Below are 24,902 nucleotides of genomic sequence, written 5' to 3'. Positions count from 1 at the left end.
TTTGCAATGGCGCACTCGGCAGTTGGGCACGACGATCACCATCACCCGCAGAGCTTCTTCGAGCGTTGGTTCTTCTCGACCAACCACAAGGACATCGGCACGCTGTACCTGGGTTTCAGCTTCATCATGTTCGTCATCGGCGCGTTCATGAGCGTGCTGATCCGGCTGGAACTGGCCCAGCCCGGCATCCAGTACATCCGTCCGGAAATCTTCAACCAGCTGACCACCGTGCACGCGCTGGTGATGATCTTCGGCGGGGTGATGCCGGCCTTCGTCGGCTTGGCCAACTGGATGATCCCACTGCAGATCGGCGCGCCGGACATGGCGCTGCCGCGCATGAACAACTGGTCGTTCTGGCTGCTGCCGGTGGCCTTCAGCCTGCTGCTGCTGACCTTCCTGCTGCCCGGTGGCGCGCCGGCCGGTGGCTGGACGCTTTACCCGCCGCTGTCGCTGCAGGGCGGCTACAACGTGGCGTTCACCGTGTTCGCCATCCACGTGGCCGGCATCAGTTCGATCATGGGCGCGATCAACATCATCGCCACGGTGCTGAACATGCGCGCGCCCGGCATCGACCTGCTGAAGATGCCGATCTTCTGCTGGGCCTGGCTGATCACCGCGTTCCTGCTGATCGCGGTGATGCCGGTGCTGGCCGGTGCGGTGACGATGCTGCTGACCGACAAGTTCTTCGGCACCAGCTTCTTCAATGCGGCCGGTGGTGGCGACCCGGTGATGTTCCAGCACATCTTCTGGTTCTTCGGCCATCCCGAGGTCTACATCATGATCCTGCCCGCCTTCGGCGTGGTCAGCGAGATCATCCCGACCTTCAGCCGCAAGCCGCTGTTCGGCTACCAGGCGATGGTCTACGCCACTGCGGCGATCGCGTTCCTGTCGTTCATTGTCTGGGCCCACCACATGTTCACCGTGGGCATGCCGCTGGGCGGTGAGATCTACTTCATGTTCGCCACCATGCTGATCTCGATCCCGACCGGGGTGAAGGTGTTCAACTGGGTCAGCACGATGTGGCGCGGCTCGCTCACGTTCGAAGCCCCCATGCTGTGGTCGGTGGCGTTCGTCATCCTGTTCACCATCGGTGGGTTCTCCGGCCTGATGCTGGCGATCGTGGCCGCCGACTTCCAGTATCACGACACCTACTTCGTGGTCGCCCACTTCCACTACGTGCTGGTGACCGGCGCGGTGTTCGCGCTGATCGCGGCGGTGTACTACTGGTGGCCGAAGTGGACCGGGCGCATGTACAGCGAGAAGTGGGCCAAGGTGCACTTCTGGTGGTCGATCGTGTTCGTCAACCTGCTGTTCTTCCCGCAGCATTTCCTGGGCCTGGCCGGCATGCCGCGCCGCATCCCCGATTACTCGGTGGCGTTCGCCGACTGGAACCTGATCAGCTCGATCGGTGCGTTCGGCATGTTCGCCACGCCGTTCATGATGGCTGCGATCCTGCTGTCCTCGCTGCGCAATGGCGAGAAGGCCGGGGCCCGCTCCTGGGAAGGCGCGCGCGGTCTGGAGTGGACGCTGCCGTCGCCGGCACCGGCGCACACCTTCACCACGCCGCCGACCATCCGCCCGGGTGATCTGGCCCACGACGATATCGGTCATTGAGGTGATGCATGCATAACGAGAGCCCGATCACCCCGGCCAGAGCCGAGCCACGCGTGGCCGCAAGCGCATCGCCAGGCCAGCGGCCGGGCACCGCGCTTTATGCGGAGCAGCGCCAGCGCGCCAAGCGCACCGCGCTGTGGGTGGGCGCGATCGCCGTACTGGTCTACGTCGGCTTCATCCTCAGCGGCGTGATCGGTCGATGAGCGAAACACCGGCCACCGCTCCGTCACGCAGCGCCGGCCTGCCGCGCCTGATCGGCGTTGCGGTGGTGGTGTTCCTGCTGACGTTCTCGCTGGTACCGCTGTATCGCATCGCCTGCGAGAAGGTATTCGGCGTGCGCCTGGAACGTGGCCCGGGCAGCGAAGCCAGTACCGGTGCTGCCACCGGCAAGCGCACCGTGCGGGTGGAATTCGATGGTGGCGTCAATTCGCGGCTGCCGTGGTCGTTCCATCCCGAGCAGCTGACCATGGATGTGGTGCCTGGCGAGCTCAACGAGGCGCTGTACTTCGCCCGCAACGACAGCCAGCAGGCCGTGGTCGGCAGCGCGGTGCCGTCGGTGGCGCCGGCACGCGCGTCCGGGTTCTTCAGCAAGACCGAGTGCTTCTGCTTCACCGCGCAGACCCTGCAGGCCGGCGAGAAGCGCGACATGCCGGTGCGCTTCATCGTCGATCCGGACCTGCCGCCGGAAATCCGCACGATCACCTTGTCCTACACCTTCTACCGCAACGATGCGTTGTCCGATCGGCTGGCGCCCGCCGCCACGTCGGAAGGCGCCCACGCTGCTCCCTGACCCGGATACCGACCATGGCCCAGACACCTACCGACGCCAACGTGTACTTCGTCCCGGCCCAGAGCAAGTGGCCGTTCGTCGGTTCCATCGCGATGATGGTGACCATGGTCGGCGTGGCCAGTTGGCTCAATGACGCCAGCTGGGGCCGCTGGACCTTCTACATCGGCGTGGCGATGCTGGTGCTGACCCTGTTCTGGTGGTTCAGCGATGTGGTGCGCGAGTCGCAGGCCGGCAACTACAACCGGCAGGTGGATGGTTCGTTCCGGATGGGGATGGTCTGGTTCATCTTCTCCGAAGTGATGTTCTTCGGTGCCTTCTTCGGTGCCCTGTTCTACACCCGCCACCTCGGCCTGTCGTGGTTGAGCGGCGAAGGGCGCGGGGTGATGACCAACGAGCTGCTGTGGCAGGGCTACTCGGCCGGCTGGCCGACCAATGGCCCGGCGGCGATCGGTGGCGCGTTCCAGACGATCCCGGCCTGGGGCCTGCCGCTGATCAATACGCTGATCCTGCTGACCTCGGGCGTGACCCTGACCATCGCCCACCATGCGCTGAAGGCGGGCAACCGCCGTCAGCTGTTGATCTGGCTGGGCCTGACCGTGCTGCTCGGCCTTGGCTTCCTGACCCTGCAGGCCGAGGAGTACATCCACGCCTACAAGGAATTGAACCTGACGCTCGGCTCGGGCATCTACGGTTCGACCTTCTTCATGCTGACCGGCTTCCACGGCGCACACGTACTGCTGGGAACGATCATGCTGATCGTGATGTGGCTGCGGTCGGCGAAGGGACACTTCACCCGCGACAACCATTTCGGCTTTGAAGCGGCCGCGTGGTACTGGCACTTCGTCGACGTGGTGTGGCTGATGCTGTTTCTGTTCGTCTACGTGCTTTGACCGCGCAGGCGTCGGCAGCGTCAGCCGCCGGCGCTGCCTGGTCTGATGGGGCGTCAGCCGCCGATGCCGTGCGGTTTGATCCAGCCCATGTAGATGCTGACGATCACCAGTACGATCAACGCCACCGACACTCCGATGCGGCGGGTCAGTGCATTGACCGTGCGCTTGGTCTGGCCGCGGTCCACCAGCAGGTAATACAGGCCGGCGCCCAGATTCCAGACGATGACGATCAGAAACGCGATTACCAGCAGGGTCTTCAGCGAATCACTCATGCGCGGCTCGAGGGCAGGGTGGATGTGCCTATCTGACCGCGTTTGCGCGGACTTGTCATGATGCGCCAGCACACGCGCCTGATCGGCTGGCTGATGGCGTTGCTGGCGATGGCCGGATTCACCGCGCTGGGGCTGTGGCAGCTGCAGCGGATGCAGACCAAGCAGGCGTTGCTGGATGCACAGGGGCCAGCTGTGGCGCAGGCGCTGCCGTTGGCGCAGGCGCTGGCGGCGCAGGGCGCGCTGCATGGCGTGGCCGATCACGGTCGCTTCCTGCCGGGCGTGGTGCTGCTGGACAACCAGACCCGCCACGGCCGCGCCGGAGTGAAGATCTATCGTCCGTTCCGCAGCGATGCGGGCAGCGTGTTGCTGGTGGACCTTGGCTGGCGCGCGCTGCCGCCGGACCGCAGGTTGCCGGTGGTGCCGGCACCGCCGTCGCCGGTGGCCGTGCGAGGCCTGTTGGCGCCGCCCCCTTCGTCCGGGCTGGCGCTGGGGCCGGCGTTCACTACCACCGATGTTGCAGGGCGCTGGCTGGCCAGTCGCCTTCCCGCCGATGGCCTGGCTGCGGCACTGGGCCTGCCATCGTTGCCCGAGCGCGTGCTGCGGCTGGACCCGGCGCTGCCGTTCGGCGATGAGCGCGATCTCGACCTGCTGCCGAACACGCTGCCGCCGCAGCGCCACCTGGGTTACGCCGTGCAGTGGTTCGGGCTGGCGCTGACCGTGCTGGTGGTGGCGCTGGTACTGGAATGGCGCAGAAGACGGCCCGTTGCCCGGTAGTGCCGGCCGCTGGCCGGCATCCCTTTCCCAACCATGAGAAAATGCCCTGCATGAACACTGCTACCTCCCCGCAGGCGCGCGGCAACGGCCGCCGGACCCTGGTGCTGCTGTTCGCCGTCTTCTTCGGGGCGATGGCGCTGGCCGCCCTCCTGCGTTTCTCCGGCTGGCAGCCAACCGCGCACCGCAATGCAGGGCAATTGCTGAAGCCGCCGGTGGATCTGCGCCAGCAACTGCCGACGCTGGCCAATGGCGCGGCCTACCCCTGGAACCCCGAGGCGCGCACATGGCGCCTGTTGGTGGCCCCGGCCGGAGCCTGCGACGCGCAGTGCGTCACTTTGTCGCAGGGACTGGGCAAGGTGTGGCAGCTGTTCGGCCATAACGCCGATAATGTCGAGATCCTGTGGCTGGGAACGCCACCGGCGTCGATCGCCTCGCTGCCCGCGCTGCGGCCGCTGGCCCCGTCGCCAGCCCTGCGCGCGGCGCTGCCTGGCGTCGATGATCCGGCGGGCCTGCCGGTCTACGTGATCGATCCGAACGGCTTCGTGATCATGCGTCATGCCCCCGGGAGCGATCTCGGCGGCCTGCGCAAGGACATGGCCACGTTGCTGAAACTGAAGTGAGTCCCGTTTGATGAGCCTTTCCGCGCGTCCGGCGCTGCACCGCAATTTCCACCGCCTGGCGTGGTTCGCCATGATCATGACCGCGAGCACGATCATGTTCGGTGCCTTCGTGCGCCTGTCCGATGCCGGCCTGAGCTGCCCGGACTGGCCGACCTGCTATGGGCAGGCGACCTGGCCGCAGCACGTGGAAGAGACCATCGGCCACCCGGCAGCGGAGATCCGTCCGCTGGAAACACACAAGGCCTGGCGTGAGCAGGTGCACCGCTTCCTGGCCGGCGCGCTCGGCATCGAGATCCTGACCCTGGCCCTGCTGGCCACGCGCAAGCGGCGTTTCGGAAGCACGGCGGTGGTCACCGCCTGCGTGCTGGTGGCCGCGGGCATACCGCTGTACATGATGGGCTGGCATGGAACCGCCAGCGCGCTGGCGCTGGTTGGTGAGGCCATCCTGCTGATCGCGGCGCTGCGCTGGAGCAACATCGACCTGGCGCGCGCTGCGCTGCTGACGTTGGCGGTGGTGATCTTCCAGGCACTGCTGGGCATGTGGACGGTGACCCTGCTGCTCAAGCCGATCGTGGTGATGGGTCATCTGCTGGGCGGCATGCTGATGTTCGGCCTGCTGGTGTGGATGGCTTGGCGTGCCACGCACATGCCGATCACCCTGGCTGAGGCGCCGAAGCTGAAGTGGCTGCTGCGCATTGGCGTGGCGGTGCTGGTCACCCAGATCGCGCTGGGTGGCTGGGTCAGCGCCAACTACGCGGCGCTGGCGTGTGGCGGCGGCAGCGCCTCGCTGGACAACTTCCCGCGCTGTGCCAACCAGTGGTGGCCGCAGCACAACTTCGCCGAGGGCTTCACCCTGTGGCGCGGTATCGGCGTGGACTACGAAGGCGGCGTGCTCGACGGTGCCTCGCGCATCGCCATCCAGATGGCCCATCGCCTGTTTGCCATCGTCGTTGCCGTTTACCTGCTGTGGCTGGGCCTGCGCCTGTTCCGGCTGCCGAGCATGCGCGGCTGGGCTTCGGCCCTGGTCGCGCTGCTGGTGCTGCAGGTCACCCTCGGCATCCTCAACGTGAAGCTGGCGCTGCCGCTGGAAGTGGCAGTGGCGCACAACGGCGTTGCCGTTGCCCTGTTGTTTGTATTGGTCAGCCTGCTGGCCCGCCTGCGTGCCCCGGACTGATCCCATGTTTTCCAACTATCGCCAGTACTGGGACCTGACCAAGCCCAAGGTCGTTGCCCTTATCGTCTTCACCGCCCTGGTCGGCATGGTCCTGGCCATTCCCGGCGTGCCCAGCTGGGAGCAGGTGCGTGCCGGCCTGCTCGGCTTCCTCGGCATCTGGCTTGCCGCGTCCGCCGCTGCAGCCATCAACCAGCTGCTGGATGCGCACATCGACGCGCAGATGGCGCGCACCTCGTGGCGTCCGCTGGTGGTGGGCAAGGTCAAGCCGTGGCAGGTGCTGGTATTCGCCGGCGTGCTGATCGTGCTGTCGATGGCGATCCTGGTGCTGTGGGTGAACTGGATCACCGCGGTGCTGACCTTCGCCTCGCTGATCGGTTATGCGGTGATCTACACCGTCTACCTGAAACGTGCGACCTCGCAGAACATCGTCATCGGTGGTCTGGCCGGTGCGATGCCGCCGATGCTGGGGTGGGCGGCGGTAACCGGCATGCAGGGGCAGTCGGACTGGGCGTACTCGTCGCTGCTGGTGCTGATCATCTTCATCTGGACGCCGCCGCACTTCTGGGCGCTGGCGATCTTCCGTCGCGAGGATTACGCCAAGGCGGAAATCCCGATGCTGCCGGTCACCCATGGCGTGGTGCACACGCGCAAGCAGATCATGGCGTACTCGGTGGTGCTGGCGCTGGTCTGCCTGCTGCCGTACCTGGTTGGCATGAGCGGAGCGTTCTACCTGGGTGGGGCGATCGTGCTCAACGCGGTGTTCCTCTGGTACGCCTGGCGCATGCTCAACCCGCCGGACGAGCTGTTCTCGATGAAGATGTTCAGTTACTCCATCGTCTACCTGATGGCGCTGTTCGCCTTCCTGCTGGTGGACCACTGGATCCTGCCCTGGTTGTGACGGGGTGACGCCGCCGGGCATGGCCCGGCGCTACCTGTGAAACATCCACGCATGGCGTGGATCTACTTTTGTGGGCCCGGCCGACAGTAGATCCACGCCATGCGTGGATGGCTGTTCCACAGGTCAGGGCGCGCGCTTGGCATACCGTTGCGCGATCACGCCGCAGACGATCAGCTGGATCTGGTGATAGATCATCACCGGCAGCACGATCGCGCCGAGGCTGCCACCGGCGAACAGCACCTTGGCGATCGGAACGCCGGTGGCCAGGCTCTTCTTCGAGCCGCAGAACACGATGGCGATCTCGTCTTCGCGGTTGAAGCGCAGGCGGCGGGCGATGAAGGTGATCAGCGGCATGGCGATGCCCAGCAGTACCGCCGCCACCACCGCCACCGCGAACAGCGACAGCAGCGGTGTCTTGCTCCACAACCCCTCGGTAACCGCTTCGCCGAATGCCGAGTACACCACCAGCAGGATCGTGGCCTGGTCGGTGTAGCGCAGCAGCGCGCGCTGCCTCTCAACCCAGCCGGCGATCCACGGGCGCAGCAGGTGGCCGGCCACGAACGGCACCAGCAGCTGCAGCATGATGCCGCCGATGGCATGCAGCGGGTCGTGCACGCCGCCGGAGGTACCGGCCAGCGCGGTCAGCAGCAGGGGCGTGAGGAACACGCCGAGGATGCTCGACAGCGAGGCACTGCACACGGCCGCCGGCACGTTGCCGCGCGCCATCGAGGTGAACGCGATGGACGACTGCACGGTGGAGGGCAGGGTGCACAGGAACAGCACGCCCAGGTACAGCTCAGGCGTCAGCAGCCTGCCGGACAACGGCTTGAACAACAGCCCCAGCAGCGGGAACAGGATGAAGGTGCAGGCGAGGATCGTCAGGTGCAGGCGCCAGTGCAGCATGCCGCCGATGATCGATTCGCGCGGCAGGCGCGCGCCGTGCAGGAAGAACAGCGCGGCGATGGCGACGGTGGTGACATCGTCGAGCACCAGGGCGGCGGCGCCTTTCATCGGCAGCAGCGAGGCCAGGCCGACGGTGCACAGCAGGGCGAGGGTGAAGTTGTCCGGTCGCAGGCGCGACCACCAGCGGGTCATGGTGGATGGGCTCCTTGGTGCGGGGGGATTACCCCGGGAATCAGGGGGTGGGAGAAGGGATCGCCAGACGCTCGCGGGTGGCCGCTTCCAACGACTTCAGGCCGGCTCGCTGGCCCAGTTGCAGCGCCTGTTCCGGGCTGGCGTGTTCGTAGCGTGCGTTGACCAGGCCGAGCACGGCACCGGCGCGGTTGCCGGAAGCGCAGTGCAGCAGCACCGGCCCCTGGCTCTGCTGCAGCGCCTGGTGCACGGCGCGCAGGTTGGTGGCATCCAGGCCCTCGGCGCCGGCTACCGGGATGCGCACATAGCGCAGGCCGAGCGCTTCGGCCTCGCGTGTTTCATCGAAGCCGCGATCTTCATCGGGTTGGCGCAGGTCGATTACCGTGCGCACGCCTTGGGCAGCCAGTTCGTGCAGTTGCGCGGCCGTGGGCTGGCCACCGGCGTAGAGGCCGGGGCGGACTTCAGCAAGAACAGGGTCCGCAGCCCAGGCCGGCAGGATCGGGCAGAGCGACAACAACAGCAGGCAGGTCAGGCGCAGCAGCATGCTCTCTCCGGGGATGTCTTCTGCCGCTATAGGCGCAGATTGGCGCGCGCCTTCAGCAGCTCGCGCATCTCGTACTTGTCAGTATCGTCCAGACCCTGTTGTCGCTGCTTGGCGTTGAGGTCGTCGATCCGCTGGAACAGCAGCTGCTTCTCCAGCTGGCCGACCGCGTCATGCAGTTCCACCGTCCACATCGCTTCATCGCCCGCCAGCGTCTGCGCGGCCAAGGTGTGCAGTGAGGCCTGTTCTTCGCGGCCGTCGAAATGCTCGAGCAGGGCGCCGGTACTGATGTCCGGGCGCTGTTCGACCAGCCCCAGCAATTCCAGCAGCAGCTCAACGCCCGGCAGGCGCAGGCCCTGGAAGTGGTGCTTGCCGCCCAGGGTCAGGGCCAGCGACGGCTGCTGCAGCAGGACGGCGATCGCGCCACGCACCAGGCTGCGCTTGGCCGCCGGCTGGATCGTGCGCGGAGCGGCGCGTTGCGGCATCTGCGGCCGGCCCGCCTGCGCGTTGCCGCCCAGCCCCGTCAGCTGCGCCAACTGCTGCTTCATCAGGTCGCCGAAGGCACCATCGGGAATCTGCGCCAGCATCGGCTTGGCGCGCTCGGCCAGCCGTGCCTTGCCGTCCAGGGTGCCCAGGTTGATCTCGCGGGTCAGCTCGTCGAAGAAGAACTGCGACAGCGGCGTGGCCTGCTTCAAGCGTTCGTCGAAGGCCTCGGCACCTTCCTTGCGCACGATGCTGTCCGGGTCTTCGCCGTCGGGCAGGAACAGGAAGAAGGCCTGGCGGCCGTCCTTCATGCGTGGCAGCACCGATTCCAGCGCCTTCCAGCCGGCGCGGCGGCCGGCGGCGTCGCCATCGAAGCAGAAGAACACGTCCGGCGCGTTGCGGAACAGCAGCTCGGCATGGTCCGGCGTGGTTGCCGTGCCCAGCGTCGCCACTGCCTGGGTGACGCCGAACTGGAACAGCGAGACCACGTCCATGTAGCCCTCGACCACGATCAAGCGCTCGATCTTCTGGTTGGACTGGCGCACCTGCCACAGGCCGTACAGCTCGCGGCCCTTGTGGAACAGCGCGGTCTCGGGCGAGTTGAGGTACTTGGGGCCGTCATCCTTCTCGAACACGCGCCCGCCGAAGGCGATCACCCGGCCACGGCGGTCGAAGATCGGGAACATCACCCGGTCGCGGAACTTGTCGTAGACGTGGCCGCGGTCGTTCTTGGAGAACAGGCCAGCGCGGTCGAGCAGCTTCATCCGCCGCTCGTCCTTGCCCAGTGCGTCGCGCAGGCCGCTGTAGCCATCAGGTGCATAGCCGATCTGGAAGCGCGCGCGGTTCTCTTCATCCACGCCGCGGCCATCGAGGTAGCTGCGGGCTTTCTCGCTGCCCTCAAGGTTCTTCTGGAAGAACTTGGTTGCCGCGTCCAGCGCCGAATACAGCTCGCGACTGTCATCCTGCTGCTGGGCGCTGCGCGGATTCTCGCTGCGCGGCACTTCCATGCCGGCACGCTTGGCCAGTTCATCCACCGCGTCGAGGAACTCGAGGCGGTCGTAGTTCATCAGGAAGCTGATGGCCGTGCCGTGCGCGCCGCAGCCGAAGCAGTGATAGAACTGCTTGGTCGGCGAGACGGTGAACGAGGCCGAGCGTTCGTCATGGAACGGGCAGCGCGCGGCGTACTCCTTGCCCTGGCGCTTCAACGGCACGCGGCTGCCCACCACCTCGACGATGTCGGAGCGGGCCAGCAGGTCGTCGATGAAAGCGTCGGGGATACGGGCCATGGGCAACGAGGCAGGGCGCGGCGGCAGCCACGCGGAAGGGGGGAAGTCAGTCCCCCTAGTTTACCCCTTGCCGGCCACGTTCCCGGGCGCGTTCGCCGCAGTGCCAGGGTCGATGCCGGCAGCGAGCAGATGATGGCGTGCGCGCAGGCGTTCATCGATCACCGCGGTCATCAGCGCGCCGACGAAGAAGACCACGGTGGCGTAGTAGATCCAGACCAGCGAGATCACCAGCGCACCCATCGAGCCGTAAGCGCTGCCCGGTGCGACGGTGGCGATGTACACGCCGATGCCATAGCGGCCGAGCGCGAACAGCGCCGAGGTGATGAGGCCGCCGATGAAGGCCTGGCGCCACGCCACGCGCCGGTCCGGCAGGTAGTGATACATGAAGGCGAAGCCGACCGCGTACAGCAGCAGGCTGGTCAGGTAGCCGATGGCCGGCAGGATCGAGGGCAGCTGCGCAAAGGCCACCTGCAGCACGGTGGTGGCGGTCATCGACAGGATCAGCAGGAAGCCCAGCGCCAGCACCACGCCGAAGGAGAACACGCGTTTGCGCAGCCACGCCTTGATGCCCTCCAGGCGTTCGCCGCTGGTGCGGAAGATCAGGTTCAGTGCGTTCTGCAACTGGGCAAACACCGCAGTGGCGCCAACGAACAGCAGCAGCGTGCTCCACAGCCCGGCCAGCGATCCGACGTCGGGCTGGTTGTCGGCATTCTTCAGCACGGTTTCGGCCACGGTCGCGGCACTGCTGCCGGCCACAGAGCTGATCTGGTCGACCAGGGCCTGCTGTGCCGGCGGATACAGCGAGGCGGTCAGCCACAGCAGCAGCACCAGCAGCGGCGCCATCGACAGCAGGGCATAGAAGGAAACCGAGGCGGCCTGGGTCAGCACGTCGATTTCGACGAAGCGCTTGACGACGGCCATCGGGAAACTGTCCTGCAGGCGCTTGATGTACTTGTGCAGGGACGCGGGGCCGCCGTGCGGCGCGCTGTCTTCGGGGGCGTGGGACGTTGGATCAACCATGCCGGAGTTGTAGCAGCACCACGTCGAAGACGCGGTGAAGCAGGTGCGCAGGAGCGCGTCCCGGAATCCCTTCGCAGTGCGGAAGGGACCCGGGTCTGCCGTTGCTTACGACAACGCCTGCTTGACCAGCTTGGACACCAGGCCCATGTCGGCCTGGCCGGCCAGCTTGGGCTTCAGCGCGCCCATCAGCTTGCCCATGTCGGCCGCGCTGCTGGCGCCGGTTTCGGCGATGGCCGCCTGGATGGCCGCGACAATCTCGGCTTCGCCCATCTTGGCCGGCAGGTAGGCTTCGATCACCACGATTTCGGCGCGCTCGATTGCCGCCAGGTCTTCGCGGTTGGCCGCTTCAAACTGGCTGACCGAGTCCTTGCGCTGCTTGACCATCTTGTCGAGCACCGCGATCACGGCGGTGTCGTCGAGCTCGATGCGCTCGTCGACTTCCTTCTGCTTGATGGCGGCGTTGATCAGGCGGATGACGCCCAGCTTGTGCTTCTCGCCGCCCTTCATGGCGGCCTTCATGTCTTCGGTGAGCTGCTGCTTCATGCTCATGACGAACCTCGTGGTGGTAGTGGGGCAGGGCGGATGCCCGGGCCCGGAAACGCAAAAAGCCGGCGACGCTCGCGCGTGCCGGCTTCGACTCCATCGCGGCAGGGAATGCCCACCGCAATGAAGATGCGTCCGATCAGTACAGGCGCTGACGCTTGGTAACGTCGCGCGACGAGCGGCGCAGCTGACGCTTCACAGCAGCGGCGGCCTTGCGCTTGCGCTCCTGGGTCGGCTTTTCGTAGAACTCGCGCTTGCGGGTTTCGGCCAGCACACCGGCCTTTTCGCAAGTGCGCTTGAAGCGGCGAAGAGCAAACTCAAAGGGTTCGTTCTCGCGGACTTTGACGCTGGGCATGGAATCTCCGGGACACAGTAGAACCGGGTCACGCCCGGCGAGCCGCACATTATAGTGGCGAATAAACAAACTGCAAGCCACAAATCCTGAATAGGGGCAAGTTGTTGGATTGCAGTGAGGCCTGCCAGTTCCCCGAGGGGTTGGCAGGGGCGTCATAATAGCAGGCATGCGAGTCCTTGGCATCGAATCTTCCTGTGACGAGACCGGCGTGGCGGTGTATGACACCGACCTGGCCGGCAGCGCTGCCCTGCGCGCCCATGCGGTTTACAGCCAGATCGCCCTGCACGCCGAGTACGGCGGTGTGGTGCCTGAACTGGCCAGCCGTGACCACGTGCGCAAGCTGCTGCCGTTGATCCGGCAGACGCTGGCCGAGGCCGGGCTTGGCGTGAACGACATCGACGGGGTGGCCTACACCGCCGGCCCCGGCCTGGTCGGGGCGCTGCTGGTGGGCGCCGGCGTGGCCCGGTCGCTGGCCTGGGCGCTGGAGGTCCCCGCCGTGGGCGTGCACCACATGGAAGGTCACCTGTTGGCGCCGCTGATGGAAGACGATCCGCCGCAGGCCCCGTTCGTGGCCCTGCTGGTGTCCGGTGGCCATTCCCAGCTGGTGGCCGTCGATGCCATCGGCCAGTACCGGCTGCTGGGCGAAACCTTGGACGACGCCGCAGGCGAAGCCTTCGACAAGACCGCCAAGATGATGGGCCTGCCGTACCCGGGCGGGCCGCAGCTGGCCGCGCTGGCCGAGCAGGGCACGCCGGGCGTCTACCGCTTCACGCGGCCGATGACCGACCGCCCCGGCCTGGATTTCAGCTTCTCCGGCCTGAAGACCCAGGTCCTGATGGCCTGGCGCGACAGCGACCAGAGCGAGCAGACCCGCGCCGACATCGCCCGTGGCTTTGAAGACGCCGTGGTCGAGACCCTGTGCATCAAGTGCGAACGCGCGCTGGAAGCGGCCGGCACCAATGTGATCGTGGTGGCCGGCGGCGTGGGTGCGAACAAGCGCCTGCGCGCCCGCCTGCAGCAGATGGCCGAGCGCCTCGGCGGCCGCGCCTGCTTCCCGCGGCCGGCGTTGTGCACCGACAACGGCGCGATGATCGCCTTCGCCGGCGCGCTGCGCCTGCTGGCGGGCCAGCACAGCCCGCCGAAGGTGGACGTCACCCCGCGTTGGGACATGGCGACGCTGCCGGCGGTGTGAAGCCCCGCAACCGGTAGCGCCGGGCCATGCCCGGCGGACGCATTATGGACGCCCTGCCAACGGCGACGCCGCCAATACCGTCGTCGCCCGTTCATGGCGCTGCAGCCATGCCAGCGTGTGTGGGCACCGGGCGTGGATCAGCCGCCCGATCGCGGCCAGGTCGGCGCCGATGTCGCGCTCAAGGATCGGTTCGTGGTGGGCGATGCGGTTGCGCAGGTGGCGGATGCGTCCGACATCTGCGTGGATGGCTTTCCTGGTGACACTGGGATGGGCCGAAGGCGCATGGCGTAGAACGCCGCTGAGCGCTGGTATCCACAGCGAAGCGTCGAAGCGGCAGGTGAAGAGCTGCTGCCAGAAAACCATCGGCAGGTTGGCGACGATCTCGGGTGTGTCGGTGGTACGGCCGGCGACCAGTTCCAGTGCGGTTCTCGCCGAAGCGGATGAAGATGCCGGCAACCTGCGTCGGAAGGCATCATTCCACGGCCATCGAGGCCCATGTTGCCGGGCCAGCGCCGATGCGGCTGCGTTGCGGATGACCACTTCGCACAGATGCACCGGCATCATCAGCGCACCGCACATCCGCATGTTCCACAGGTACAGGGATTCGGCGGTGACACCCGGGCTGCAGGCCGATGCAATTCTCTCGTAGGTCGACAGGCGCTCCGCTGACAGAGCGCGCCTCAATGCATCGTATGCAGCCATCGTGATGTGCGGTGGTGAAGGAAGGGTCGATGCTGGCCAGAGACGGCGGCGATCACCATCGGGGAACGCCGTTGCCTGCGTGACCGATTTCCTGTGTTTCGGCTCGGACGAATTCCGTGAGCTGCTTTGTCGCAATTGGCCTTGACCGGCGATTGGGACCTTGCCTAACCTCAGTGCCTGCGCCACCGGGACCCGCGGCTTGAGAAAGCTCCCCCCGGGGACAAAACGGTAGTACCAAAGGGCCCCGCTAGCAGGGCCCTTTGTCTTTTCCAGACCTTGCGAATGCCCGGCGACCCACCTCCGTTCCGGGCAGGCTCACTGCCGTCCCGTTACCATGGCCGCCTGTTTTCCGGCTGGTAACCGCAATGGACAAGGTTTTCATCGAAGGGCTGACGATCGACGCCCTGATCGGCATCTACGATTGGGAGCGGCGGATCCGCCAGGACCTGGTGTTCGATCTGGAGATGGGGTTCGACAACCGTCGCCCGGCCGCCAGCGATGACATTGCCCATACCCTGAACTACAAGGCAGTCAGCAAGCGCCTGGAGCAGTTCGTGCGCGAATCGGAGTTCGGCCTGGTGGAGACCCTGGCCGAGCGCTGCGCGCAGATCGTGCTGGACGAGTTCGACGTGAAGTGGCTGCGCCTGAAGCTGAGCAAGCCCGGGGCGGTGCGCGGTGCACGTGCGGTCGGCGTGATCATCGAACGCTCGCGGGACTGACACGCCGGTAGTGCCGGCCGTCGGCTGGCAACCCCAGGTAGTGCCGGCCGCTGGCCGGCAACCTCAACAGCAATGAAGAAGGAGACAACCGATGGTGGACGCAGTGGTGGCGGTACAGTGGCTGGAAAAGCTGCAGAACACACTGGAACCCTATCCTGGCGCCTACCTGGCGTTGATGATCTCGGCGCTGCTGGTTGCCGCCGGCCTGGCCAACTGGGTGACCAAGCGCATCCTGCTGCGCGGCCTGCGTCGCCTGCTCAACCGCCTGCCCGGCGCCGATACCGGCCGCGGCAGCCATCTGATGCGGGTCATTTCGCGGCTGTCCAACGTGGTGCCCAGCCAAGTGATCGCCTCGGGCATCCGTATCGTGCCGGACCTGCCGCCGGGCCTGGTCGGCTTCATCATCGGTGCCTGCCAGGCGTGGGCGATCCTGACCGTTGTGCTGGCGCTGTCGCATGCGCTGGATGCGGCCAACGACCTGTACGAACGTCGCCCCGAGGCGCGCAACAAGCCGATCAAGGGGTACCTGCAGGTCGCCAAGATCATCATCTTCGTGATCGCCGGGCTGTCGATCGTTGCCACCCTCGCCGGTGTCGACCTGCGCTACCTGGTCACCGGCCTGGGCGCGGCCACCGCAGTACTGATGCTGATCTTCCAGGACACCATCCTGTCGCTGGTGGCCAGCGTGCAGATCAGTGGTGATGGGCGTATCCGTATCGGCGACTGGATCGAGATGCCCAGCCAGAATGCCGACGGCGATGTCATCGATATCGCCCTGCATACGGTGACGGTGCAGAACTTCGACAAGACCATCACCACCATCCCGACCAAGAAGCTGGTGACCGAGTCGTTCAAGAACTGGCGCGGCATGCAGGAGGCCGGTGGCCGCCGGATCAAGCGCGCGCTGTTCCTGGACCAGCACAGCGTGCGTTTCATGGAGGAACAGGACCTGGCCTTCCTCGGCCAGTTCGCCCTGCTGGGCGACTACCTGCGCGGCAAGCAGCAGGAGCTGGGCCAGTGGAACGGGCGCCTGCGCGAGCAGGGCGTGGCCGAGGTCAACAGCCGCCGCGTGACCAACCTGGGCACCTTCCGCGCCTACGTGGAGCGTTATCTGGCCAGCCACCCGGGCATCCATACCGATATGACCCTGCTGGTGCGCCAGCTGCAGCCGACCACCGAAGGCCTGCCGCTGGAGCTGTACTGCTTCACCCGCAGTACCGCCTGGGGCGAATACGAGGCGGTGCAGTCGGACATCTTCGACCACCTGCTGGCGATCCTGCCGGCCTTTGGCCTGCGGGTGTTCCAGGCGTCCAGCGACGCGATGTTGATGGCCGGGCAGCGCCAGTTGGCCGGCTCGGAGTAAGCTGCGATGCCCCCGGCCAGACCGTACGGATCCGGCGGGTGGCTGAAACTGAATGACGAAACCTCTCGCCAAATCGTCCGGGATCGCTAGAATGCCGGGCTTGTAAACGTTTTCATCAAGGACTGCCGGTGGCCTCCGATCGCATCGAATCCCTCATTGCCCAGATGACCGTCGAGGAAAAAGTCGGCCAGCTGGGTGTCTTCGCGGACATGGTCCGCCCGTTCGCCCCGGACGTGAACCCGGAAGCCAACGTGCGCAATGCCGACCAGGTGCTGCAGCAGGTGCGCGAGGGCAAGGTCGGCTCGCTGTTCAACGGTGTCGGCGCCGAGCTCGGCCGCCGCATCCAGCAGGTCGCCACCGAGGAGAGCCGCCTGGGCATCCCGGTGATCCTGGCGGCCGACGTCATCCACGGCATGCGCACGGTGTTCCCGATTCCGCTGGGCGAGGCCGCCAGCTTCGAGCCGGACCTGGCCGAGCGCACCGCGCGCGCCACTGCGGTTGAAGCCACCGCTGCCGGCCTGCACTGGACCTACGCACCGGCAGTGGACATCGCCCGTGACCAGCGCTGGGGCCGCGGTGCCGAAGGTGCCGGTGAGGACGTGGTACTGGGCTGTGCCTTCGCCGCTGCCCGCGTGCGTGGCTTCCAGGGCAGCGACCTGCGGGCCGCCGACTCGCTGCTGGCCACGCCCAAGCACTTTGCCGCCTACGGCGCGGTGATGGCCGGCATGGAATACAACATGGTGGACATCTCGCCGCAGACCCTGCGCGATGTGCACCTGCCGCCGTTCAAGGCGGCCTTCGACGCTGGCGCGATCACCGTGATGTCCTCGTTCAACGACATCAACGGCGTGCCGGCCAGCGCCAACGCCGAGCTGCTGACCGACATCCTGCGCGGTGAATGGAAGTTCCCGGGCGTGGTGATCTCCGACTACACCGCCGACATGGAACTGGTCGCGCACGGTTATGCCGCCGACGACCGCGATGCCACCGCCAAGGCGTTCACCGCCGGCCTGGACCTGAGCATGCAGAGCGGCTTCTACGCCGAGCACCTGCCGGGCCTGGTGGAGAGCGGCGAGGTGCCGATGAGCGTGCTGGATGAAGGCGTGCGCCGCATCCTGTGGCTGAAGGAAGCCATCGGCCTGTTCGACGACCCGTACCGTTCGCTGGACCCGGCGCGCGAAGCCGATACCTCCCATATCGCCGCCCATGACGAACTGTCGCGCGATGCCGCGCGCCGTTCGATCGTGCTGCTGAACAACCGCGACAACGTGCTGCCGCTGCAGAAGAACGGGCAGAAGATCGCGCTGATCGGCCCGTTCGTGCAGGACCGCGACAACATCGAAGGCTGCTGGACGCTGTTCGGCGACAAGCAGCGCTACGTGGATCTGGAAACCGGCGTGCGCGCGGCCATCGGCGATGACGCGCTGCTGGAAGTGGTGCCGGGTTGCGAACTGGAAGCCGCCATTGCCGGTGGCACCGAGGCGGCCGTGGCCGCTGCGCTGCGCGCCGACGTGGTGGTGCTGGCGCTGGGCGAGCCGCAGCGTTACAGCGGCGAGGCGCAGTCGCGCGTGGAGATCACCCTGCCGCCGGCACAGCAGGCGCTGGCCGAAGCGGTGGCGATGACCGGCAAGCCGCTGGTGGTGCTGCTGCGCAATGGTCGCGCGCTGGCCCTGCAGGGCGCGGTGCGCAATGCGCATGCCGTTGCGATCACCTGGTACCTGGGCACGCAGACCGGCCATGCCGTGGCCGATGTGCTGTTCGGCGATTACAGCCCCTCCGGCCGCCTGCCGGTCAGCTTCCCGCAGGTGTCCGGCCAGCAGCCGTACTTCTACAACCACCCGCGCACCGGTCGCCCGGAACTGCCGACGATGTCGGAATTCAAGGCACGCTGGCGCGAGATTCCGAACGAGCCGTTGTACCCGTTCGGCCATGGCATCGGCTACACCACCTTCGCCTACGGCGTGCCGCAGCTGAGCAGTGCGCGCGTCGGCTGGGACGACACCCTGACCCTGACCACCATGCTGACCAACACCGGCAAGGTGGCTGGCGAGGAAGTGGTGCAGCTGTACATCCACGACCGCGTGGCCAGCCGCGTGCGGCCGGTGCGCGAGCTGAAGGACTTCCGCAAGGTGGCCCTGCAGCCGGGCGAGTCGGCAGAGGTGGTGTTCACCCTGACCCGTGAACAGCTGGCATTCACCGGCCGCGACGGCGTGCTGCGTGCCGAGCCGGGCCTGTTCGACGTGTGGGTGTGCGCCTCGTCGATGGCCGGTGACGCGGTGCAGTTCGAACTGCTGAAGGCCTGATCGGTAGAGCATCCACGCATGGCGTGGATCTACTGGCAATGAGGAGCGCCGGGCCATCCCCGGCGTCCTCACCCATGGCGAACACGCCGGGCACGGCCCGGCGCTACCATCGGAGCCTGATCCGATGGAGACCGCGCATGCGCACGATGGCCTACCTTGTTCCTGTCCTGTTGCTGGCAGCGTGCTCGCAGCCGGCACCACCGCCCGAACCTGCCGCCGATGCGCCTCCGCCGATGACGGGCGCGACGCCGGCCGAAGCGGCCGCCAGCACCACGCCCGATGCCGTCGCCGCGCCACAGGCTGCGGCGGAGCACGCCAAGGATGCGGCTGCGACGCCGGCCGATGCTGCCAACCCCGCAGCACCTGCGGCGGCAGACGACGCCCGCGCGCGCATCGAGACGCTGCTCGGCGATGCGGCGCAGTATGAAAAAGTATTCACTGCCTTCAAGACCGCAGTGGTCGGTGGCGATCGCGCGGCGGTGGTTGAAGAAGTGCGTTTCCCGCTGAACATCAGCGGTGGCAGGAAGATCACCGGGCCCGGTGAATTCCAGCGCAACTACGAAAAGATCATCACCCCGGCGGTGGTCAAGGCGGTGTCCGCGCAGGACTTCGGCACGGTGTTCGTCAACCAGCAGGGCGTGATGGTCGGCGATGGCCAGGTCTGGCTGACCAGCGAGTGCCTGGACAAGGCCTGCACGCGCACCGAGGTGAAGGTCGGCACCATCCAGTAACGAAAACGGCCCCGTATGCAGGGCCGTTCCAGATCGGTAGTGCCGGCCGCTGGCCGGCAACCAGGTCTCCTGCAGGTGCCGGCCAGCAGCCGGCACCACCCGGCCGTCAGGCCTTCGGCGTGAGCTTCAGCAGCCGTGCCTTGCTGCCGTCTTCCAGCAGCCACAGCGCGCCGTCCGGGCCCTGTTCCACTTCGCGGATGCGCTCGCCCATGTTGAAGCGTTCGGCCTCGCGCGCGCTGTCGCCGTCGAAGGCAACCCGCACCAGCGAGGTGGACGACAGCCCGCCGATGAAGGCGCTGCCCTTCCACTGCGGGAACAGGCTGCCGCTGTAGAACATCAGGCCGGCCGGGGAAATCACCGGGTTCCAGGTCACCTTCGGTGCGGCGAACTCCGGGCGGGTGTCATGGTCGGGAATCGGACGGCCGTCGTAGTGGTCGCCATTGGACACGATCGGGTAGCCGTAGTTGGCACCGCGCACGATCAGGTTCAGCTCATCGCCGCCGGCCGGGCCCATCTCCTGCGCCCACAGCTTGCCGTTGGCATCGAAGGCGATGCCCAGCACGTTGCGGTGGCCGAGCGACCACACCTGCGCGGCCACGCCGCCCTGCGAGGCGAACGGATTGTCGGCCGGCAGGCTGCCGTCGTCGTTGAGGCGGATGATCTTGCCCAGGTTGCCGCTCATGTCCTGCGCAGGATCGAACTTCTGCCGTTCGCTCGAACTGATCCACAGCTTGCCGTCCGGGCCGAAGGCCAGGCGGTGGCCGTAGTGGCCTTCGCCGCTGACCTTCGGCGTCTGCCGCCAGATCACCTTCAGGTCCTTCAGCTGGCCGCCACCGTTGGCATCGAGGGCGAGGGTGGCACGGGCCACGGCCGCGCCGCGCGTGTCCAGCGTGCCTTCCTCGGCGTAGCTGACGTACACCACATGGTTGCGGGCGAAATCCGGATGCAGGATGACGTCACCGAACCCACCCTGGCCGCCGTAGGCGACCTTCGGCACACCGGTGATCTCATGTTTCTGGCCGCTGGCCAGGTCCAAGTGCTGCAGCTTGCCGCGCTTTTCGGTGACCAGCAGGCTGCCATCGGGCAGGAAGGTCATCGCCCACGGCTGGTCGAACCGGCTGACCTCGGTGGCGGTGAAGGGGCGTTGGTCTGCGCTGGCCGCGGCGGTTGCCGGAGCCTTCTGCTCAGACGCATCAGGGCCGGCCGCGTTGCAGGCGGTGGTGGCGAGGATCGGCAGCAGGCCGAGGGCGAGCAGCAGGGGCGTGCGGGTCATGGGTATCTCCAGCGGAAGGGGATGCGGATGGCCAGGCTCTCCCTTGTATACCACCGGGGCGGTGACGGTCGTGGCCCGAAGGTCCTGCTCCCCCCTGTGCGGCATGGCGCGGATCGTCTAGGGTGTTGTCGCCCGGGCAAAGCATTGCCCGCCTGTCTGCCAAGGACCTGCAATGAACGCACCCCTCATCCATCGACCCTCGCCCGCCTTCATCGCCGCCTCGTGGGTGGCCCTGCTGCTGGGCGCGGTGGCCTACCTGGTCGGCCTGTTCAATGCCGAGATGCCGCTGAACGAGAAGGGCTATTACCTGACCCTGCTGCTGTTCGGCCTGTTTGCAGCGGTATCGCTGCAGAAGAGCGTGCGCGACCGCGTCGAGGCCATTCCGGTGAGCGGCCTGTACTACGCGCTGTGCTGGTTCGCACTGCTGTCGGCGCTGCTGCTGCTGCTGGTCGGCCTGTGGAACGCCACTCTGGTGCTGAGCGAAAAGGGCTTCTACGGCATGGCGTTCGCGCTGTCGCTGTTTGGCGCGGTGGCGGTGCAGAAGAACACCCGCGACCTGATTGCCGCCAACGCGGCCGAGCCCAAGCGCGCGTCGTCGATCCCGCCGCTGCCGGAACAGGAATGACCGGCTGAGGTAGCGCCAAGCGCCTGCCCAGGCCAGGCCTGCAACGCAGAAGGCGCCGAGCAGGGGCTCGGCGCTACTGGGGCTGCATCAGTCAACTGCTGGAGGGGTCAACCGTGGCGCGTCAGCCGCGGATCGGCCACATGGGCTTCATCCCAACCGCGGCGGACAGCGGCGCGGGCCTGATCCCATTCCAGGCGGCTCTTGCCGCGCTCCGTCGCCCAGCGGGACTGCAACTCCGCTTCGACCTGTTCGTAGGCGCGGATCACCTGATCGGCGCGGGTTTCGTTGAAGCGTGCTGCGTGGCCGATCTGATAGGCCGGCTCGTAGTCATCGAACAGCAGGCTGGCGTCGTAATACGGTTCGGCGCTGTAGCGGTCGCGCCAGTAGTCGGAAATGGCCTCGCGCGGGGTGCTGTCTTCCGGCACGCGACCGGGGATCTGGTAATCGGGGCTCATGGACAGAAGGCTCCGTAGTGGACGAAGCCTGATCGTGCCCATCGGCCGGTTAACGCGCCGGACCGGCAGCGTGATCGGCAGGTCAATCAGCAGCGGCATCCTTGCGCGGCAGCTTGTAGATCACCGCGCCAACGGCGAAGGCGACCAGCGCTGCGACGATGTTCTGCCAGCTGGCACTGGCAAACAGGGCCACGCACAGCAGCAGGGCCAGCACCGGAATCAACGGGCCGCCGGGCAGCTTCAGCGCGCCGGGACGGTCGGCATAGCGCTTGGCCAGTACCAGCACTGCGGCGGCCGTGCCGATGTAGGCGAACAGGCGTGTGGTCATCGACAGCAGTGCCAGCTGCACGAACGACCCGGACAGCGCCAGGCCGAGGGCGATCAGGCCCTGGCAGAAGATCGCCGCGGCCGGGGTACGGAAGCGCGGGTGCACCTGCGCCAGCACCTTCGGGCCGTAGCCATCGCGGGCCAGGGCGAACAGGAAGCGCGGGCCCATCATCATCGTGTTGCTGTTGGTGCCGAGGATGGAGATGGTCGCGCCCACGGTGAGGATCAGCGCCAGCGCCTCGCCGCCGAAGCTGGAGGCCGCATCGGCCAGTGGCGTGGCCGAGTTGGCCAGGCCGGGCAGCGTGCCCTGCGCCACGATCTGCACCGCCGCGTAGATCACGGTGACGGTGACGATCATGGTGATCAGCGCGAACGGGATGTCGCGGCGTGGGTTGCGGTATTCACCGGCTGCGGCCGGAATGTTCTCGAACCCGGCGTAGGCATACAGCAACAGCAGCGCCGCCTCGCCCATGCGCTGCAGGTCGTGCGGGTCCGGGCGCTGGCCGGAGAAGGCCAGCTGCGGGTCGATGTAGAACGCGCCGATGGCCACGAACAACAGCAGCGGCAGCATCTTGCCGATCACCAGCACGATGCCGGTGCGGGCGGCCGAACGCACGCCGATGATGTTCACCCCGGTGAGGAAACCGAGCGAGACAACGATGATCGCGATACGGCCCATGCCTGCGCCTGCCCACGGCCAGAACCGCGCCACAGCGTCGGCCAGCGCATTGCTGAGCGCTGCGGCCGAGCTGATGCGGGTCAGCCAGATCATCCAGCCGATCTCGAAGCCGGCGAAGCGGCCAAACGCTTCGCGCGCGTACAGGTAGCTGCCACCAGGTTCATCGAAATAGCTGGCCGCCTGCGCGTAGCACAGCACCAGCAGGGCGACGACGATGCCGGCGGCGACCACGCCCCACAGGCTGAAGGGACCGAGCAGGGCGACCGTGGCCGCCGGCAGCAGGTAGATGCCGCTGCCGACCACATCGTTGATGGACAGGCCGACGATCTGCCAGCGGCTGACCGCGCGCTGCAGTTGGGGTTCGTCGGCGGCGCTCAACGTACGGCTCCTTCAAGCGCGGGCAGTTTCCACTGTGCCTGCAGGCGCTGGTATTCGGCCCTTGGCAACAGGACGAAGCGTGGCGTGTCCTGCGGGCGCAGCCAGTCCAGCAACGCCTGCATGCGCACCTCTGGCATCGCAGTGCAGCCAGCGGTGGCCTCGCCGGGCTGGCGCCACAGATGGGCGAAGATGCAGCTGCCCTTGCCGGGTTGGTTGTCCGGGTTGTGCGCGATCACGAAGCCTTCCCGGTAACGCACGTCACCCTGGTTGTGCAGGTCCAGCCGCATCGGTTCGGTGGAACCGGCTATGGCGGCGCTGCCCACCTTCTTCGCATCGACGATGCGGTTGTAGAACGGCGATGCTGGCACGTCCATGCAGTAGCTGCTCTCGAGCATCGGCTGATAGGTCATTGCCGTGCCGGGCCGGGTGATGGCATAGCCGAACGCGCTGCCCAGCGCGAACACACCGGCCGGACTGCGGCCATCGCCTTCCTGTTTCTGCGGACCGTCGGTCTGGGCAGGATGCAGGCCCAGGCCCCAGGCACTGCCGGTGCGACCCAGCGCCACCGGGAAGGCCTGGCCGTGCCTGCGCCAGTGCTTGCCGTCGCGCACGAAGGCCTGCAGCTGGCCCTGCGTGCTGTCCCAGGTCTCGCTGGTGACCACGATCAGTTGGCGAGCGTTGTCCAGTGGGGCAGCGTAGAGAGCAGCTGCGGCAACGAGCAGCAGCGCGGCAGATGCAAGGCGGGCCAGCAGCAGGTTCATCGGGCGCTCCGGTCAGGAATCCAGCAGGTGGTCGATCCGTTCCAGGTTCACCGCCAGCTGCTGCTGGCGATCCGGATTGGCGTGGCAGAGCAGCACGAACAGGAAATCGAGCAGGGCATGCATGGCGCTACGGTACAGCAGCTGCGCCACCTGCGGCGCGCGGTCGTGCGCGCACACCACCAGTGCTGCATCGGCATGCGCGCGCAGCGGATTGGCGGTGTGGCGGGTGATCGACACTACCTTGCCGCCCATGTCCTGGAACTGGCGCGACAGCTGCGAAAGCTGCGGCAACTTGCCGAACTCGGAGAACATCAGCAGCACATCGCCCGGGCGCGCGGCGGACAGGTTGGCCAGCATCAGGATCGGATCGGTATGTGGCACCACCAGCAGGCCGAGCAGCGACAGCCGCATGGCGAATTCGCGCGCGTACAGGCCGTCGTCACCGAGACCGTGCACAAACAGCTTGGGCGCGCCGTCGAGCAGCTGCACGATGCGCTCGATCTCCTCGCGTGGGTTGGCCTGGCGGGTTTCTTCCTCGGCCTGGGCCTTGCTGCGGCGCAGGGCGTCGCCCAGGCGCAGGTAGTCATCGCTGATGTCCGGTTCGGCGGGCGCCTGCTGTGGGTCGGCACCGGCGCGGGCGACGTCCTCGCCGATGGAATATTTCAGGTCCGGGTAGCCCTTGAAGCCGAGCTTCTGGCTGAACTTGACCACGCTGGACTGGCTGATGCCCAGCGCGCTGGCCAGCTGCTGTGAGGAGTAGTCGCGCAGCAGGTGCGCGTTGTCGAGGATGAAGTCGGCGATGCGGCGTTCGATGGCCGACATCTGCCCGCGCTCGGTGCGGATTTTCAGCAGGGGCGGCATGCGGGGCGTCCGGGCATGTGTAGGCGCGTTGCGGTTGGCGGCGTAGAGCAGAGTATGTGGTGGCTCGGGCGGGTGCCAGCCGCGAAGGGGGTACGGAGTGGGGCAAAAGCAGGAGCAAGGACATCCACGCATGGCGTGGATCTACCCGGAGCTGCAGTTGAGTCCGCCTTCAAGCGAGCCG

General features: G+C 66.9%; 27 protein-coding genes. 14 read left to right on the top strand and 13 right to left on the bottom strand.

Annotated features, from left to right (window positions below):
- Positions 1 to 6: 6 nt before the first annotated feature.
- Genes ctaD through J2X70_RS15050 form a run of 4 tightly spaced genes read left to right on the top strand, consistent with a single transcriptional unit; the run spans position 7 to position 3,294 of the window.
- Positions 7 to 1,614 (top strand): cytochrome c oxidase subunit I, encoded by a 1,608-nt coding sequence (gene ctaD / locus J2X70_RS15065; protein ID WP_309911043.1) that lies wholly within the window; start codon positions 7 to 9, stop codon positions 1,612 to 1,614.
- A gap of 8 nt (positions 1,615 to 1,622) precedes the next feature.
- A complete protein-coding gene (locus J2X70_RS15060; RefSeq protein WP_309911041.1) occupies positions 1,623 to 1,817 on the top strand; it encodes a hypothetical protein in 195 nt (64 codons plus the stop codon).
- The gene (locus J2X70_RS15055; RefSeq protein ID WP_025878292.1) at positions 1,814 to 2,404 is read left to right on the top strand and encodes a cytochrome c oxidase assembly protein; all 591 of its coding nucleotides are present in this window, start codon (positions 1,814 to 1,816) and stop codon (positions 2,402 to 2,404) included. The genes J2X70_RS15060 and J2X70_RS15055 overlap by 4 nt, the downstream gene beginning before the upstream one ends.
- 14 nt (positions 2,405 to 2,418) lie before the next feature.
- Positions 2,419 to 3,294, top strand: a complete 876-nt coding sequence (locus J2X70_RS15050) for a cytochrome c oxidase subunit 3 (RefSeq protein ID WP_025878291.1) — start codon at positions 2,419 to 2,421, stop codon at positions 3,292 to 3,294.
- A gap of 53 nt (positions 3,295 to 3,347) precedes the next feature.
- Here the strand turns inward: J2X70_RS15050 and J2X70_RS15045 are convergent, their stop codons facing one another.
- Positions 3,348 to 3,566: a twin transmembrane helix small protein gene (locus J2X70_RS15045; protein WP_010484233.1), complete on the bottom strand. Its 219-nt coding sequence runs from the start codon at positions 3,564 to 3,566 to the stop codon at positions 3,348 to 3,350.
- Positions 3,567 to 3,623: 57 nt separating this feature from the next.
- Here J2X70_RS15045 and J2X70_RS15040 point away from each other — a divergent pair, with 57 nt between their 5' ends.
- From J2X70_RS15040 to cyoE, 4 genes are read left to right on the top strand one after another with little or no spacing between them, the layout of a single operon-like run.
- Entirely contained in the window at positions 3,624 to 4,340 is a 717-nt protein-coding gene (locus J2X70_RS15040; RefSeq protein WP_080150744.1) for an SURF1 family protein, read from the top strand.
- 50 nt (positions 4,341 to 4,390) lie between these two features.
- Entirely contained in the window at positions 4,391 to 4,960 is a 570-nt protein-coding gene (locus J2X70_RS15035) for a hypothetical protein (RefSeq protein WP_309911037.1), read from the top strand.
- A gap of 10 nt (positions 4,961 to 4,970) precedes the next feature.
- Positions 4,971 to 6,134: a COX15/CtaA family protein gene (locus J2X70_RS15030; protein WP_025878285.1), complete on the top strand. Its 1,164-nt coding sequence runs from the start codon at positions 4,971 to 4,973 to the stop codon at positions 6,132 to 6,134.
- A 4-nt stretch (positions 6,135 to 6,138) separates the two neighbouring features.
- A complete protein-coding gene (gene cyoE, locus J2X70_RS15025; protein WP_033830169.1) occupies positions 6,139 to 7,032 on the top strand; it encodes a heme o synthase in 894 nt (297 codons plus the stop codon).
- Positions 7,033 to 7,155: 123 nt separating this feature from the next.
- Here cyoE and J2X70_RS15020 read toward each other — a convergent pair whose 3' ends face one another.
- The 6 genes from J2X70_RS15020 to rpsU all read right to left on the bottom strand — a co-directional run bounded on the left by J2X70_RS15020 (position 7,156) and on the right by rpsU (position 12,352).
- On the bottom strand, positions 7,156 to 8,127 hold the full coding sequence (locus J2X70_RS15020; RefSeq protein ID WP_059065745.1) for a bile acid:sodium symporter family protein: 972 nt from the start codon (positions 8,125 to 8,127) through the stop codon (positions 7,156 to 7,158).
- A 40-nt stretch (positions 8,128 to 8,167) separates the two neighbouring features.
- Positions 8,168 to 8,668 carry a protein tyrosine phosphatase family protein gene (locus tag J2X70_RS15015; protein ID WP_025878280.1) on the bottom strand — a complete coding sequence of 167 codons (501 nt, stop codon included), beginning with the start codon at positions 8,666 to 8,668 and terminating at the stop codon, positions 8,168 to 8,170.
- Positions 8,669 to 8,694: 26 nt separating this feature from the next.
- The gene (gene dnaG, locus J2X70_RS15010) at positions 8,695 to 10,434 is read right to left on the bottom strand and encodes a DNA primase (protein WP_279208788.1); all 1,740 of its coding nucleotides are present in this window, start codon (positions 10,432 to 10,434) and stop codon (positions 8,695 to 8,697) included.
- 60 nt (positions 10,435 to 10,494) lie between these two features.
- Entirely contained in the window at positions 10,495 to 11,454 is a 960-nt protein-coding gene (locus tag J2X70_RS15005) for a YihY/virulence factor BrkB family protein (RefSeq protein ID WP_059065748.1), read from the bottom strand.
- A gap of 105 nt (positions 11,455 to 11,559) precedes the next feature.
- Complete coding sequence (locus tag J2X70_RS15000) at positions 11,560 to 12,003, bottom strand: GatB/YqeY domain-containing protein (RefSeq protein WP_032975623.1); 444 nt, start codon at positions 12,001 to 12,003, stop codon at positions 11,560 to 11,562.
- 133 nt (positions 12,004 to 12,136) lie between these two features.
- Positions 12,137 to 12,352: a 30S ribosomal protein S21 gene (gene rpsU / locus J2X70_RS14995; protein ID WP_002808376.1), complete on the bottom strand. Its 216-nt coding sequence runs from the start codon at positions 12,350 to 12,352 to the stop codon at positions 12,137 to 12,139.
- Between the two features lie 166 nt (positions 12,353 to 12,518).
- Here rpsU and tsaD point away from each other — a divergent pair, with 166 nt between their 5' ends.
- Entirely contained in the window at positions 12,519 to 13,544 is a 1,026-nt protein-coding gene (tsaD, locus tag J2X70_RS14990) for a tRNA (adenosine(37)-N6)-threonylcarbamoyltransferase complex transferase subunit TsaD (protein WP_309911033.1), read from the top strand.
- Between the two features lie 42 nt (positions 13,545 to 13,586).
- Here tsaD and J2X70_RS14985 read toward each other — a convergent pair whose 3' ends face one another.
- The gene (locus J2X70_RS14985; protein ID WP_309911058.1) at positions 13,587 to 14,246 is read right to left on the bottom strand and encodes a hypothetical protein; all 660 of its coding nucleotides are present in this window, start codon (positions 14,244 to 14,246) and stop codon (positions 13,587 to 13,589) included.
- 365 nt (positions 14,247 to 14,611) lie between these two features.
- On the opposite strand from J2X70_RS14985, the gene folB reads away from it, so the two are divergent.
- The 4 genes from folB to J2X70_RS14965 all read left to right on the top strand — a co-directional run bounded on the left by folB (position 14,612) and on the right by J2X70_RS14965 (position 19,362).
- Entirely contained in the window at positions 14,612 to 14,965 is a 354-nt protein-coding gene (folB, locus tag J2X70_RS14980; protein ID WP_025878255.1) for a dihydroneopterin aldolase, read from the top strand.
- 91 nt (positions 14,966 to 15,056) lie between these two features.
- Positions 15,057 to 16,328, top strand: a complete 1,272-nt coding sequence (locus J2X70_RS14975; RefSeq protein WP_059065752.1) for a mechanosensitive ion channel domain-containing protein — start codon at positions 15,057 to 15,059, stop codon at positions 16,326 to 16,328.
- Positions 16,329 to 16,456: 128 nt separating this feature from the next.
- The gene (locus J2X70_RS14970; RefSeq protein WP_309911030.1) at positions 16,457 to 18,631 is read left to right on the top strand and encodes a glycoside hydrolase family 3 N-terminal domain-containing protein; all 2,175 of its coding nucleotides are present in this window, start codon (positions 16,457 to 16,459) and stop codon (positions 18,629 to 18,631) included.
- Between the two features lie 137 nt (positions 18,632 to 18,768).
- A complete protein-coding gene (locus J2X70_RS14965; RefSeq protein WP_309911028.1) occupies positions 18,769 to 19,362 on the top strand; it encodes a hypothetical protein in 594 nt (197 codons plus the stop codon).
- 106 nt (positions 19,363 to 19,468) lie between these two features.
- Here the strand turns inward: J2X70_RS14965 and J2X70_RS14960 are convergent, their stop codons facing one another.
- Positions 19,469 to 20,635, bottom strand: a complete 1,167-nt coding sequence (locus J2X70_RS14960) for a PQQ-dependent sugar dehydrogenase (protein ID WP_279208795.1) — start codon at positions 20,633 to 20,635, stop codon at positions 19,469 to 19,471.
- Positions 20,636 to 20,807: 172 nt separating this feature from the next.
- Here J2X70_RS14960 and yiaA point away from each other — a divergent pair, with 172 nt between their 5' ends.
- A complete protein-coding gene (gene yiaA, locus J2X70_RS14955) occupies positions 20,808 to 21,260 on the top strand; it encodes an inner membrane protein YiaA (RefSeq protein ID WP_025878247.1) in 453 nt (150 codons plus the stop codon).
- A 107-nt stretch (positions 21,261 to 21,367) separates the two neighbouring features.
- Here yiaA and J2X70_RS14950 read toward each other — a convergent pair whose 3' ends face one another.
- The 4 genes from J2X70_RS14950 to J2X70_RS14935 form a co-directional block, all read right to left on the bottom strand.
- Positions 21,368 to 21,715 carry a hypothetical protein gene (locus J2X70_RS14950; protein ID WP_025878246.1) on the bottom strand — a complete coding sequence of 116 codons (348 nt, stop codon included), beginning with the start codon at positions 21,713 to 21,715 and terminating at the stop codon, positions 21,368 to 21,370.
- Between the two features lie 82 nt (positions 21,716 to 21,797).
- Entirely contained in the window at positions 21,798 to 23,099 is a 1,302-nt protein-coding gene (locus J2X70_RS14945; RefSeq protein ID WP_033830177.1) for an amino acid permease, read from the bottom strand.
- Entirely contained in the window at positions 23,096 to 23,860 is a 765-nt protein-coding gene (locus J2X70_RS14940; protein ID WP_309911023.1) for a L,D-transpeptidase family protein, read from the bottom strand. The genes J2X70_RS14945 and J2X70_RS14940 overlap by 4 nt, the downstream gene beginning before the upstream one ends.
- A gap of 12 nt (positions 23,861 to 23,872) precedes the next feature.
- Positions 23,873 to 24,721, bottom strand: coding sequence for a MurR/RpiR family transcriptional regulator (locus tag J2X70_RS14935; RefSeq protein WP_032975614.1), 849 nt, complete (start codon positions 24,719 to 24,721; stop codon positions 23,873 to 23,875).
- Positions 24,722 to 24,902: the final 181 nt, after the last annotated feature.

Origin of the sequence: Stenotrophomonas sp. 1337 (genome assembly GCF_031455455.1) — a bacterium.
Taxonomy (GTDB): Bacteria; Pseudomonadota; Gammaproteobacteria; order Xanthomonadales; family Xanthomonadaceae; genus Stenotrophomonas; species Stenotrophomonas indicatrix.
Note: the sequence above shows the minus strand (reverse complement) of the source record. Positions and strands in the feature narration are given on the sequence as shown.